General features: G+C 49.2%; 13 protein-coding genes. 6 read left to right on the forward strand and 7 right to left on the reverse strand.

What is annotated here, in order from left to right; genetic code table 11:
• Positions 1-21: 21 nt before the first annotated feature.
• Positions 22-1,122, forward strand: coding sequence for a mandelate racemase/muconate lactonizing enzyme family protein (locus tag AAC637_RS11320; protein ID WP_340303645.1), 1,101 nt, complete (start codon positions 22-24; stop codon positions 1,120-1,122).
• 10 nt (positions 1,123-1,132) lie between these two features.
• Here AAC637_RS11320 and AAC637_RS11325 read toward each other — a convergent pair whose 3' ends face one another.
• Positions 1,133-2,128 carry a hypothetical protein gene (locus AAC637_RS11325; RefSeq protein ID WP_340303646.1) on the reverse strand — a complete coding sequence of 332 codons (996 nt, stop codon included), beginning with the start codon at positions 2,126-2,128 and terminating at the stop codon, positions 1,133-1,135.
• 81 nt (positions 2,129-2,209) lie between these two features.
• Between AAC637_RS11325 and AAC637_RS11330 the strand changes: the two genes are divergently transcribed.
• Entirely contained in the window at positions 2,210-2,989 is a 780-nt protein-coding gene (locus AAC637_RS11330) for an SDR family NAD(P)-dependent oxidoreductase (RefSeq protein ID WP_340303647.1), read from the forward strand.
• 593 nt (positions 2,990-3,582) lie between these two features.
• On the opposite strand, the gene AAC637_RS11335 is transcribed toward AAC637_RS11330, so the two are convergent.
• The 3 genes from AAC637_RS11335 to purB all read right to left on the reverse strand — a co-directional run bounded on the left by AAC637_RS11335 (position 3,583) and on the right by purB (position 7,094).
• The gene (locus AAC637_RS11335; RefSeq protein ID WP_340303648.1) at positions 3,583-4,698 is read right to left on the reverse strand and encodes a serine/threonine protein kinase; all 1,116 of its coding nucleotides are present in this window, start codon (positions 4,696-4,698) and stop codon (positions 3,583-3,585) included.
• Positions 4,699-4,818: 120 nt separating this feature from the next.
• Positions 4,819-5,592, reverse strand: coding sequence for a short-chain dehydrogenase/reductase (locus AAC637_RS11340; protein WP_340303649.1), 774 nt, complete (start codon positions 5,590-5,592; stop codon positions 4,819-4,821).
• Positions 5,593-5,792: 200 nt separating this feature from the next.
• Complete coding sequence (purB, locus tag AAC637_RS11345; RefSeq protein ID WP_340303650.1) at positions 5,793-7,094, reverse strand: adenylosuccinate lyase; 1,302 nt, start codon at positions 7,092-7,094, stop codon at positions 5,793-5,795.
• A 94-nt stretch (positions 7,095-7,188) separates the two neighbouring features.
• Between purB and AAC637_RS11350 the strand changes: the two genes are divergently transcribed.
• On the forward strand, positions 7,189-7,635 hold the full coding sequence (locus tag AAC637_RS11350) for a DUF6314 family protein (protein WP_340303651.1): 447 nt from the start codon (positions 7,189-7,191) through the stop codon (positions 7,633-7,635).
• Here the strand turns inward: AAC637_RS11350 and AAC637_RS11355 are convergent.
• Both AAC637_RS11355 and AAC637_RS11360 read right to left on the reverse strand, forming a co-directional pair.
• Complete coding sequence (locus AAC637_RS11355) at positions 7,623-8,030, reverse strand: hypothetical protein (RefSeq protein ID WP_340303652.1); 408 nt, start codon at positions 8,028-8,030, stop codon at positions 7,623-7,625. The genes AAC637_RS11350 and AAC637_RS11355 overlap by 13 nt on opposite strands.
• Before the next feature lie 173 nt (positions 8,031-8,203).
• Positions 8,204-9,406 carry a pyridoxal phosphate-dependent aminotransferase gene (locus tag AAC637_RS11360; protein WP_340303653.1) on the reverse strand — a complete coding sequence of 401 codons (1,203 nt, stop codon included), beginning with the start codon at positions 9,404-9,406 and terminating at the stop codon, positions 8,204-8,206.
• Between the two features lie 228 nt (positions 9,407-9,634).
• Between AAC637_RS11360 and AAC637_RS11365 the strand changes: the two genes are divergently transcribed.
• The 3 genes from AAC637_RS11365 to AAC637_RS11375 are packed head-to-tail and all read left to right on the forward strand — an operon-like array spanning position 9,635 to position 11,233.
• Positions 9,635-10,063, forward strand: a complete 429-nt coding sequence (locus AAC637_RS11365) for a helix-turn-helix domain-containing protein (protein WP_340303654.1) — start codon at positions 9,635-9,637, stop codon at positions 10,061-10,063.
• A 36-nt stretch (positions 10,064-10,099) separates the two neighbouring features.
• Complete coding sequence (locus AAC637_RS11370; RefSeq protein ID WP_340303655.1) at positions 10,100-10,393, forward strand: FAD assembly factor SdhE; 294 nt, start codon at positions 10,100-10,102, stop codon at positions 10,391-10,393.
• A gap of 54 nt (positions 10,394-10,447) precedes the next feature.
• Entirely contained in the window at positions 10,448-11,233 is a 786-nt protein-coding gene (locus AAC637_RS11375) for a 2-keto-4-pentenoate hydratase (protein ID WP_340303656.1), read from the forward strand.
• Positions 11,234-11,286: 53 nt separating this feature from the next.
• Here the strand turns inward: AAC637_RS11375 and AAC637_RS11380 are convergent.
• Positions 11,287-12,074 (reverse strand): alpha-hydroxy acid oxidase (locus tag AAC637_RS11380; protein WP_340303657.1); only part of this gene is annotated, 788 nt, incomplete at its 5' end.

The following is a 12,074-nucleotide window of genomic DNA, read 5'->3' on the forward strand; positions in this document are numbered from 1 at the left end:
TTTTTTATTGAGGTGTAATTTATGGCAAAGATTGTAAGCGTATTACCCCGGCTTTTCCGGTTGCCGTTGGCAGAAGTATTGTCAGATGCGAAGCACGGAGATCACACCCATTTTGAGCTGATTACGGCTACTGTAAAGTTGGATGACGGCAGTGAGGGTACTGGTTATTCTTATACTGGCGGATGGGGTGGTCACGCGATCAAGGCCATGATTGAGCATGATTTGACGCCGTTTTTGATTGGCAAAGATGCTACTCAAATTGAGCAATTACATGACCAAATGCGTTGGCATATTCACTATGTGGGACGAGGCGGTGTTTCTGCCTTTGCGATTGCAGCAGTTGATGTCGCCTTGTGGGATATTCGTGGCAAACTAAGCAATTTATCTCTGTGTGAAATGGCTGGTGGCGTAAGCCGAACCTGTAAGGCCTACGTGGGTGGCATCGATCTAAATTTCCCCCTTGAAAAACTTTTGTCCAATATGGACCAGGCCATTCAAATCGGGTTCAATGGCGTAAAAATTAAGATTGGTCGTGAGAACCTGGAAGAAGACATCGAGAGAATATATGCGGTGCGAGAGCGAATTGGTTCAGACACGACCTTTATGGTTGATGCAAATTATGGCATGTCTGTCGACCAAGCAATTTCTGCCATCCGACAGTTTGAAAATGCCAATATTACCTGGTTTGAGGAACCGATCGATCCTGATGACTTAAACGGATACAGGATTATAAGTGAACAAACTGGCTTCCCGCTAGCAATTGGCGAGAACTGCCACTCAATTCACGACTTTGAACTTTTAGAGAAAACTAAGGCATTCAGTTTTTTTCAACCAGATGTGGCCACTTGCGGTGGTATCACAACGTGGTTGCGTGCGGCGGCTTTGGCCGAGCGTAACGGAATAAGTGTTTGCACTCATGGAATGCAGGAACTTCACGTTAGTCTGTTGTGTGGACGCGAAAATGCAGGCTGGTTGGAAGTTCATGCCTTTCCCATCGATACGTACACGCATCAGCCGTTAAAGCTTAATCAAGACCACATGGCTGTTGCGCCGCAGCTCCCTGGCATTGGTGTAACTTTTGATTGGGACAAACTTGAAGCTGAGAATAGCTTAGTATCATAGTGGCATGTGGTCAGGAAATCTTGCTTACACTCGATGACAGCATAGCCCTTTGGTTGAACATTAATTTTTGGAATACTGGATCAGGCAGAAGAGAGGTCAGACGCATTATTGAGTAGCTAAAGCCAAAAGCGAAAATTGCTCTCACTAGCAAAATCGTAGTTAGCGATGGTCCAAGCAGCATCATGAGGCCTACATCCTCGAATACTGAGTGAAATAAATTTATCAAAACTAACGCGCCGACGACGGATCGTATCGGGATTGTCCCTTGCTTAACTTCTTTGATCATGAGCCCGCCTCCGAACCCGAGTCCAAGGGTGAGGCCCACTATGACGATAGTTGCGGCGTTCGTTCCAATGTCTAATATTTTGAGAAAGGGCGATAGTATCAGCTGGATGATTTTTTCAACGCCGACTGATCTTAAAATTTCAATTGCAATCATCAATACGATGATAATGGCTTGGATAAAGAGTAGCCCAAAAATTTGGTCCAAAATCCATTGCTGCAGCGTAGGGTCAGACACCATCGTTGGGAGGTGAAGGCTCGCTTGGTTTTGAAATAGCCCTAAGTTTAAGAAAGAGAGGTGTAGGAGGTAGCAAAATATGAATCCCCCTCCCACGCGGATGAGAACAGTTGGTAGAATGCGCAAGCCTGCGTTTCGCGAGATTAGCGCCTCCACGATTAGCCCATGAGTGAAGAGCATGAATGAAGCAATAATGGTTGTTTGCGCTACAGTTAGGTTCAGTGCTTCAGGACTAGAAGATAAGACCAATAGTCCTGCGTAGGGGTTGGTCAGCAATGTAGTGGTAATCGCCAGTGCAACTTCTGCCGGTAGCCCTATGACTCCAAGCAAAGGAGCAACCTGAATAGTCAACCATGAGGTTGCACCAAAACTTTCGAGGACTTTAATAACAATTATAGTCGGTATCATGACCTTAAATAGCTCATATGATACAATATATGTGTCTTTAATTAAATTATTTATTTTATTTTTAAGTAAATTCGTCATGGGGGGCCTAAATATTTCAATAGACAGGGAGCCAATTCTTTATACGTTTAGATAAAGGCATCTTTGTTCAAAGGTAAAACGATGACTTCATTTAATGTGAATTTTTCAGAATTCGAGGGCAAGAAAATCCTGATAACAGGTGCATCGACCGGAATAGGAGCTGAGTTAGCGAAAGCGTTTGCGCAGCAAGGTGCAAAAGTGGGCTTGCACTATTTTTCTTCTGAAGATGCGGCCAATCAGCTGGCCGCAGATATTCGTAAATCTGGTGGTTCAGTTGAATTGGTAAGGGCTAATGCCGGTAACTCTAAAGAACTGGCTGCCGCCGTGAAAGATGTCGCAGAGCGTCTGGGCGGAATAAACGGTTTGATTAACAACGCAGGCGGTATGGTGCGCCGCGTGCCGTATGCTGAGGCAAGTGATAAGGACTATGACGAAATAATGGATCTAAATGCGCGATCCATAATCGTCGCATCAAAGGCTGCATTGCCTTATCTTAAAGCGGAGGGGGGGTTCGTAATTAACACGACTTCAATCGCAGCGCGCAATGGAGCCAGTGGAGGTGCCGGTCTGTATGGTTCGTCGAAGGCATTCGTATCTAACGTTACCCGCGGTATGGCCAAGGAGTGGATTGAGTACGGGGTCCGTGTAAATGCCGTCGCTCCAGGCGTGATTACAACGCCCTTCCATGAACGCTATTCAACCCAAGCCCAACTTGACACAATGCTGAAAACTGTTCCGCAAGGGCGCCTTGGTCAAGCACAAGATTGTGTGGGGGCGTTCCTGTTTTTAGCTTCACAGGCTCTGTCTGGCTACATTATCGGGCAAACAATCGAGGTCAATGGCGGACAACTGATGCCCTGATTCCGAGTGCTGGCATGGCGCTACGATCAAGGGAAGAGGAACACTGTTCAATGCCATGCCAGCATGTAAACTCTACCACAAGTTGTGACGATATTCAAGTCAGCAACTATATGATGTTTCTAAAGTGCATTCACTCATTTTGGTGAAGCTGTAAAAGCTCAACGCACTCTTCTGATCGCTGAGCAGGGAGGTCATTCTTCCTTTGCATTGCATTACTATGGGGGAACATTTCTACTCGGACGTCTCCTTCATGGCGTTTGTTTCGGCTTCATGAAAGAGAGTTTTTTACTCCGGGTCTCTGGAACGGGTTTAACATTGTTTCCCATTTTAGGATTATGTGCGATCTTAATGGTTGATTATTTTAGGTTACACTAGCCGCTAATGAATATTCAAAAAATGATTAATAAAACATGTGGGTTCCAGAAAAGATTGGGATAAGTCTAATCTAACAAAGCTTAGTCGCAGTGAAATTGGGTCTTAGGCGCGACCAGAAAAAAATGTAGGTTCCCATTCGCCAACCTTCAAATAATAGCATTGCCCCAAATGATTTATCATTTGAGGCACCTATTCCAGGCTACAGTAGTTCCGCTGGATCACGCGCTGAGATTTGGAAAATAGTCTTCGCATGAGCCTTCACGATAAACGTCTGCAGTGCAGCAGTGGAGCCCACCGCCAAAGGCGTAGGCATCGCGTAGTTCGACTTCTACTACCTCCATACCCAGGCGATCCATTTGTTCAGCTTGGTAAACTTCAGATTTTTCGACACAAACTGTTTTTGGATCCAAAACTAAGACGTTCATCGACAACCAAACTGATGAATAGCAGAGCGGTGGGGGTGTGTTGTGTGCCGGTTGGGCGGCATCTACAATTTCCCAATCATTATCAAAGAACATTTTTCTCTGTTCTTCTGGAAGTCTGCGCTGGGGGTTGTTCAAAATTAGACCAGGACGTAGAGGCGTAAAAGTCGCATCTATATGAATTGGGTATGGATCACCTGGAAAATTAACAGTGTGCACCCGGTGTTCTGGGAAGTGGCGCCTAATCCATTCAATGCCTTTTAGATTGGTCGTAAATCCGTGTTGGACAACCAAGTCTTTTCCGAAACGCAATACATCTGCAGCGTCAAACAGTGGTTCTTCTTCAGTAGTGACAAAGAATTTCTTTGCGGCCCACTCTAACCTTTTCGCATCACCAATTTTTTCCGACAAATAATCTGGATGATAATCAGCGTCCGTTAGGCGCGGCTTTGGAGCGGCCTCGTGCCTGAAGTTTGGGTCCTCTTCCCAATATTTTTTTAGTAGCGGACGATAATTTAAATATTCGAACCATCTACAGCGATAGGACATTGTCGCCTCTAGAATTTCCGATCCTACAGTCAGCAATACGTCCCTGGGAGGCATGCAGCCGAACTGACTGTCAGTGTGGAAATCTGGCGTAGTAACTGGAAGAGAGTGATCAATCGGTGACGGCCGATCGACGCGTATGCCTCGAGCTTTTAATTGTCCAGCGAAGTTGTCTAGTAGCTCATTGGCTCTATCGATTGTTTCTTGAGGGCGACGGCCCCATTGGCCGCGCATGTCGCTGTCTTCAGGAACTTTCGCGTCAAGTGCGGGCTCTTCTGGCGGGATGTGACAATCATCGGCTCTTCCGACAATCACATGTTTCAGTGGATCCCATTCATTCCAGCTATTTACGACGGTGTTTTTCATTTTTGTTTCACTTCGTTGATTTATGCTTATGGCTTACTGCATAGAAATTTTCAGTCCAGTGTTACATGCGAAAGCACAGGTAACCAAAGAGCCAACTCTCCGCCGGAGCGGTTTATGTTTTCAAGACCACTGAAAGCCACCGGTTGAGTCAATGACGGTTCCAGAGAGATACTGTACTTTATCTGAACACAACATGACGGCCATGTTTGCTATCTCTTCAGGGTTCTGCAGGCGCCCGAATGGCAATGTCTCCGTGTTTATGAAATTTTTCCATTTTTCTTCATTGCCAGTTTCACGCTTAGCACGTTGCTTTAGAAGCTCAATTGTTCTGTCTGTAGCAGTTGCAGACGGATTTATTCCGTAGGTACGCACACCGTTCTTCGCAGTTTCTGCTCCCAAAGCTTGTGTGAACGCTATCAGTGCAGCGTTGCCTCCGGCGCCGCAGATATAGGATGGGGTGGTGTGTCTGCCGCCTATTCCGATGATATTAACTATGACACCACTCTTTCGAGCCATCATCGCTGCAGAAAAGAGCTTGCATAAATGGATATATCCAAAGACTTTCAAATCCCATGCTTTACGCCACTCATCCATGCTGAGATCTTGTATGCCGCCGCTGGGAATAGCGCCTGCATTATTGACCAAGATATCGAAGTCGTCGCGCGAGGCGTATAGTGCTTCTCTTTGTTTCTCGAATGAGAGGTCTGCGCTTACAGTGCTAACGCTATGTGAAATTGCTTCTAGTTGACTTCTCGCTTCTTCGAGGTTTGTTTCACTTCGGCCGACTATAGTGACAGTAGCGCCTTCCTCTAAAAAAATTTTTGCTGTAGCCAGCCCAATGCCGCGGGATCCGCCAGTAATGAGTACTTTTTTGTTCTTAAGGTTTAAATCCAAGTCGTTTCTCCGGATCACAGAGGCGCTTAATGCATCCTACATTACTAATCTGAATCATGATTGACAGCCAAACAACTGATCAGAGATATTTCAGAAATACATTTAGTGTAGACCAAGCACGAATAAAAAGACCCAGCCTATTTCGGCTGGGCCCCATATTTCTAAACGATGGTAGCAATCTTCAGAAGTTGTGCTTTAAATCAACCGAAAACACGCTTGAAAATCGTATCCACGTGCTTAGTGTGATATCTTAGGTCGAATTTTTCTTCGATTTCAGCGGCGCTGAGTGCATCGGTCACCTCGGCATCTGCAAGAAGTTCGGCTTTGAAATCAGCCCCTTGCTCCCACACCTTCATAGCGTTGCGTTGTACAAGGCGATAGGCGTCTTCGCGACTGACGCCGGCTTGGGTCAATGCCAAAAGCACGCGCTGCGACATCACCAAACCCTTAAACTTGTTCATATTGGCAAGCATGGTTTCGGGATAGATCACGAGTTTTTCGACAACGCCTGCCAAGCGATTTAATGCGAAATCCAAGGTGATGGTGGTATCAGGCGCAATCCCGCGCTCAACCGAACTGTGCGAGATATCCCGCTCATGCCAAAGCGCTACGTTCTCCATCGCGGGGATCACCGCCATACGCACAAGCCGCGCAAGACCAGTCAGGTTTTCCGTTAAAACTGGGTTGCGCTTGTGTGGCATTGCGGAGGAACCTTTTTGCCCCGCTGAAAAGAATTCTTCTGCCTCAAGCACTTCGGTGCGTTGCATATGACGGATTTCGATTGCGATATTCTCAATGCTGCTTGCAATGATGCCAAGCGTGGCAAAGAACATCGCGTGACGATCGCGAGGGATCACTTGGGTTGAAATCGGCTCCGGCGAAAGGCCCATCATTTTGCAGACATGCTCTTCAACGGCGGGATCGATATTGGCGAATGTGCCAACCGCGCCTGAAATCGCACCCGTGGCGATCTCAGAACGCGCGGCTTGCAGGCGGGCCTTGTTGCGATCCATTTCCGCATAGAAGCGGGCAAAGGTCAGGCCCATTGTGGTGGGTTCTGCGTGAATGCCGTGGCTGCGGCCAATCCGAACGGTGTCTTTATGCTCTATCGCGCGGGTTTTGAGCGCGGCCAAGACCTTATCCAAATCAGCCAGCAAAATATCCGCCGCGCGCACAAGCTGCACGTTCAGAGTGGTGTCCAGAACGTCTGATGAGGTCATGCCCTGATGCACGAACCGCGCATCCTCAGACCCGATATGCTCGGCCAAATGGGTAAGAAAGGCGATCACATCATGCTTGGTGACGGCTTCAATCTCGTCAATGCGGGCCACATCGAATTCTACATCCTTGGCCCTCCAAACGGCGGCGGCGTTTTCGTGGGGGATCACGCCAAGCTCGGCCTGCGCATCGCAGGCATGGGCTTCGATCTCATACCAGATGCGGAATTTGGTTTCGGGCGACCAAATGGCAACCATTTCAGGGCGGGCATAGCGGGGGATCATGGGCGAACCTTCTGTAATGCAGTTTCAAAGGGGTTGCGCGCCTTCTAATCTAAATGTCACAGAAGGGGAAACCGCTTTTCGACTGCCTGCGACCATGAGGGAAGCCAAATTGGATCATTACGCCTTGATACCAGAAAGTGACGCGCTGGCAGGCGCGTGGCGGGTCGCGCGCGAGATCCACGACCACCGCGCAGAAATGCAAGGTCATTTCGAAGGGCATGCACTGTTCACCTCCGCTGAGGATGGTGTCCTGCATTATCACGAGACAGGGCGTTTGAACTATGGCGCGGGTCAAATCTTAGAGGCGGAGCGGCGCTATATTTGGCGACGCGTCTCAGAGGGTTGGCAAGTGGATTTTGACGACACCCGCCCCTTTCACCTCATTCGCGCCGCGGATCATCCTGCGCGCCATGACTGCGCCCCTGATCTCTACATCTTGCGCTATCAGTTTGAGGCACTTCCGCAGCATTGGCAGTGCCAATGTCGTATTACGGGGCCGCGCAAAGATTTGGATTTGGTGACGAATTATTATCGCGACTGATCGCGATTGACCCGTTCGGCTTTCTTGCGCACCAAAACGCTGCGCAGATCATGCATCGCCAAAAGCAAGCGATCAGTGAAATCCTCGAGATCCGCATCATCGGCGCGGGATTGCGCCCAATGTGCCGTTTCGTTGAGATGGTCGATGGTGCGGTGAATATCCTCGAGGTCACGGCGCTTGAGCGGGGCGCGGCGCGCCTCCATCCATTGGGTTATGGCGGTGGTCTCGTCTGCGGTTAACTCATGCGCGCCATGCGCTTTGATATTGCCATTGCGGATATTCACCATGGCAATCTCGTGCATTTCAATACGGCGGTAGTGGTTTTCGGTATCGACCCGAAACACCGATGACGTGTTTTCACGCACTCGGAAATAAAATTCAGGTAGCTCGGCCATGGCCCCCCAACGACACAGCTACCCCAGTTATACAGCAATATGACCCTGCGCGGCTTTGATAAAAAGGTCAAGTGACCTTGCGCTGTGGCGTTGATTTATGGGGGATTTGTGTGCCACCCGCAGCAGGCGCTTGTGGCGCTGCTGCGGGTGGGGGAGTGTTCACAGAGCAAAGATTATTTCAGGCCTGCGCAGAAGCGTTGGATGCGGTTGCAGGCCTCGCGTAGATTGTCATCCGATGTCGCATAGGACACGCGGAAATTGGGTGATAGGCCAAAGGCCCCCCCAAAGACCACAGCCACGCCTTCTTCCTCGAGAAGGGCTGTTGCGAAATCCTCATCCGTTTCGATCTTTTTGCCAGCGGGGCTGGTCTTGCCGATACACCCTGCAATGGACGGATAGACATAAAATGCCCCGTCTGGTGTTGGACAGGTGATGCCCTCTGCCGCGTTCAGCATCTCAACCACCAGATTGCGGCGGCGCAAGAACAGCGCCACGTTATCCGCCAAGAAATCCTGCGGGCCATTGAGCGCCTCAACAGCGGCCCATTGGCTAACCGATGAGGGGTTCGAGGTGGACTGACTTTGGATCTTGCGCATCGCGCCAATCAGGTTCTCGGGGCCTGCCGCATAGCCGATCCGCCACCCAGTCATCGCATAGGCCTTAGAGACGCCGTTACAGGTCAAGGTGCGCTCATAAAGGGCGGGCTCCACTTCGGCGGGGGTGCAGAATTCAAAGCCGTCAAAGACCAGATGCTCATACATATCATCCGACATGATCCAGACATGAGGATGGCGCAGCAACACATCGGTCAGCGCCTTCAACTCGGCGCGGGTATATCCCGCACCTGTGGGGTTCGAGGGGCTGTTGAAAATGAACCATTTGGTCTTAGGGGTGATGGCCGCCTCAAGCGCCTCGGGTGTGAGTTTGAAATTCGTTTCAATCGTGGCCGTTGCAATCACAGGGGTGCCGCCTGCAAGCAGAACCATATCGGGGTAGCTCACCCAATAAGGGGCAGGGATGATCACCTCATCGCCGGGGTTTAAGGTGGCCATCAGCGCGTTATACAAAATTTGTTTGCCGCCCGTGCCGACCGACACTTGCGAGGGTTTATAGCTTAGGCCATTTTCCCGCTCGAATTTCTTGCAGATCGCCTGCTTGAGTTCGGCAATACCATCCACCGCAGTATATTTGGTCCGACCCGCATCAATCGCGGCTTTGGCCGCGTCTTTGATGTTTTGGGGGGTGTCAAAATCAGGCTCACCGGCGCCAAGCCCAATCACATCTTTGCCTTGCGCCTTCAACTCTGCGGCGAGGTTGGAGACGGCGATGGTGGGGGAGGGTTTGACCCGCGAAAGCGTGTCGGACAAAAAGGCCATTGGATTTCTCCAGTTTTACGGCGCACGCATCAAAGGCGGTGGCCTGCGGTTTACTTCACTGCGGCACAGCTTTAGGGTTTGGCGCAAGGCTGTTCAAGCGCGGAATTGTTGGGCGAAGTGCCGCATATATGCATTTCCTGCGCTTTTGTTCCTTTTAGGTTGAACAGTGGGAGCTGCGCGCTGTGCAGCATGAAAACAAGTTGGCCGATTTGAAAAGGAGCCTCCGCGATGAGCGATGATGTAATCACCCATGAACAGCAGACAGATGCAAGCTGGTATGACGAAGATACAGCCACATTTGGAGATCGTATGGCGGGCGCGCGTGAGGCTGCTAATATAGGCCAAGCTGAACTTGCACGGCGCATGGGTGTAAAAGCCAAGACCATCCGCTCATGGGAAAATGATCAGGCCGAACCGCGCGCCAACAAGTTACAAATGTTGGCTGGAGTTTTAGGCGTGTCGATTATGTGGTTGTTGACAGGTCGCGGTGATGGAATTGATGGCCCATTTGTGGCATCTGCGATAAGCGAAGACACAAGTGCAATCCTGAAAGACCTACGGCGCATTCGCGCGGAGCAAGCTCAGCTATCCGATGCTTTGGGCCGGCTTGAAAAAAGATTGCGCCAAACTCTGGTAGATGAGGCGGGCGGGCAGTAGAGAATAGCAAAATCGCCGCAAGCTGAGAGGCTGTCTATGTCACAATCTGCTCACCAAGAGACACGTGAAATCCGTCTCAAGCGTCTTAGGATGCGGGCATGGCATCGTGGTATCAAAGAAATGGATTTGATTTTGGGCGGATGGGCAGACGCGCATTTGGCCTCCGCTGATGATGCCACGCTCGATCAGTTTGAGGCGGTGCTTGAGGAGGCGGATCAAGACCTCTATCAGTGGATATCTGGTCAAAAATCGGCGCCTGATGAAATAGCAGGTTTCCTTCAAATCATTGGCAAGAAATTTGGCCAAAAGTTTCACAATGACAACCAGTAACTGGCGTTGTTATATTGGTTGAAGTGGTATTCAGCGTTCATGGGTTTGAAGTAAATGGAAACTGACGCAATTAGACGCGCATCTCAATTGCTGGTTTCAACTTGGCAGTCGGGTTCTACGATTTCTGCTCTTCCCCCTCATTATAGGCCATCAACGCGGATGGATGGGTACGCGATCCAAGAGATACTGGAACATGAGTCTCAGGCTGCACTATTCGGATGGAAGATTGCAGCGACGAGCTCAGCAGGACAAAACCACATTGGTGTAAATGGCCCCATGGCGGGCCGTCTTATTGAGTCAATGGTATCCTATGATGGTGATGTTCTTCCGCTTGTTGGCAACAACATGCGAGTTGCAGAACCAGAATTCGCGTTCGAACTGGGACACAGCTTACCTCCAAGGACATCGGCGTACAGTTTGGAAGAAGTTATGAGTTCGGTGTCAGAGCTTTTTTTGGCTCTGGAAATGCCTGCGTCTCGCTTTACAGATTTCGCACGAGCTGGGGAAGAACAGTTGATTGCCGATAATGCGTGTGGTCATCAATTTATCTTGGGCCCCAAAGCGCCCGATCTGTGGCGAGGCTTAGATCTTTCTGAACACCATGTTACTGGCAGAGTTGGAGATCATATAGTCAGAGATGGTGTTGGTAAGAATGTTCTTGGAGATCCTCGGCTAGCCCTAACTTGGATCGCGAATGAGCTTTCAAAAATAGGAGTAGGTTTGCAGTCTGGTCAAATTATAACCACTGGCACCTGCATGCTTCCGCTTGAGATATCTCATGGAGATACTGTTTTTGCTGATTTCGGAGTTCTGGGCCAAATCAGCTGTTCTTTTGAATAATGTAACCCCAGCCATATGGGTTAATTTCAAACGGACACTCACCGTGTTCTGGATTACAAGTTTGTGTTTTTCGTGTCCGAGGTTGGTCCACTTAGGTTTAAACAAGCTCTTCCCTTTAGTTGATGTAACTCCGTAACACCTAGAAGAGCCATACTGGTATCGAGTTCCTGCCTAAGAATTTCGATAGCTTTTAATATGCCTGTCTGGCCATCTGTTGCTAATCCCCACAAGCATGAGCGGCCAATCATGCAAGCGCTCGCTCCCAAAGACAAAGCAATTGCAATATCGGTGCCTCGTGTCACGCCACTGTCGAGTATAATTTCTGCGCGTCCTGCAACTGCCTCTGCGATTTTGGGTAGGGCTGAGATGCTTGATGGAACTTGATCAAGTTGCCTTCCTCCATGGTTCGACACAACGATTGCATGTGCTCCGGCTTGGATGGCTAATTTAGCATCTTCTGGATCTAGGATCCCTTTAATGACAACGGGTCCGTTCCATTCTTCGATGACTTCACGGATGGTATTCCAATCTGCAGAAGCATCACACAACTCCACAATAAGTTGCGCATTAGTTTTATACTTACTAATTTTGAGATGGCCTTCAAAATTTCCAAATGAAATTTTTTGTTTTCGTATCAATGCATCTTTTAAAAAATTCCAGGTCCAAGTTGGGCGCGCCAACACTTCAAGAAGCGTTGAAGGATTTAGTTTCAAAGGAATGGTAAAACCATTTCGGATATCTTGGTCACGTTTTCCTTGAATGGGGACATCCAATGTAATGCAGAGTACGCGATATCCATTTTCCTTGGCCCGAGTGAGCATGGAAGACATCAGGCCTTTGT

Origin of the sequence: Roseobacter sp. HKCCD7870 (assembly GCF_037830315.1) — a bacterium.
Classification (GTDB): Bacteria; Pseudomonadota; Alphaproteobacteria; order Rhodobacterales; family Rhodobacteraceae; genus M30B80.

Coding starts and splice junctions, on each gene's coding strand:
- AAC637_RS11320 (WP_340303645.1), top strand. CDS start 22: ATGGCAAAGATTGTAAGCGTATTACCCCGGCTTTTCCGGTTGCCGTTG.
- AAC637_RS11325 (WP_340303646.1), bottom strand. CDS start 2,128: ATGACGAATTTACTTAAAAATAAAATAAATAATTTAATTAAAGACACA.
- AAC637_RS11330 (WP_340303647.1), top strand. CDS start 2,210: ATGACTTCATTTAATGTGAATTTTTCAGAATTCGAGGGCAAGAAAATC.
- AAC637_RS11335 (WP_340303648.1), bottom strand. CDS start 4,698: ATGAAAAACACCGTCGTAAATAGCTGGAATGAATGGGATCCACTGAAA.
- purB (WP_340303650.1), bottom strand. CDS start 7,094: ATGATCCCCCGCTATGCCCGCCCTGAAATGGTTGCCATTTGGTCGCCC.
- AAC637_RS11350 (WP_340303651.1), top strand. CDS start 7,189: ATGAGGGAAGCCAAATTGGATCATTACGCCTTGATACCAGAAAGTGAC.
- AAC637_RS11355 (WP_340303652.1), bottom strand. CDS start 8,030: ATGGCCGAGCTACCTGAATTTTATTTCCGAGTGCGTGAAAACACGTCA.
- AAC637_RS11360 (WP_340303653.1), bottom strand. CDS start 9,406: ATGGCCTTTTTGTCCGACACGCTTTCGCGGGTCAAACCCTCCCCCACC.
- AAC637_RS11365 (WP_340303654.1), top strand. CDS start 9,635: ATGAGCGATGATGTAATCACCCATGAACAGCAGACAGATGCAAGCTGG.
- AAC637_RS11370 (WP_340303655.1), top strand. CDS start 10,100: ATGTCACAATCTGCTCACCAAGAGACACGTGAAATCCGTCTCAAGCGT.
- AAC637_RS11375 (WP_340303656.1), top strand. CDS start 10,448: ATGGAAACTGACGCAATTAGACGCGCATCTCAATTGCTGGTTTCAACT.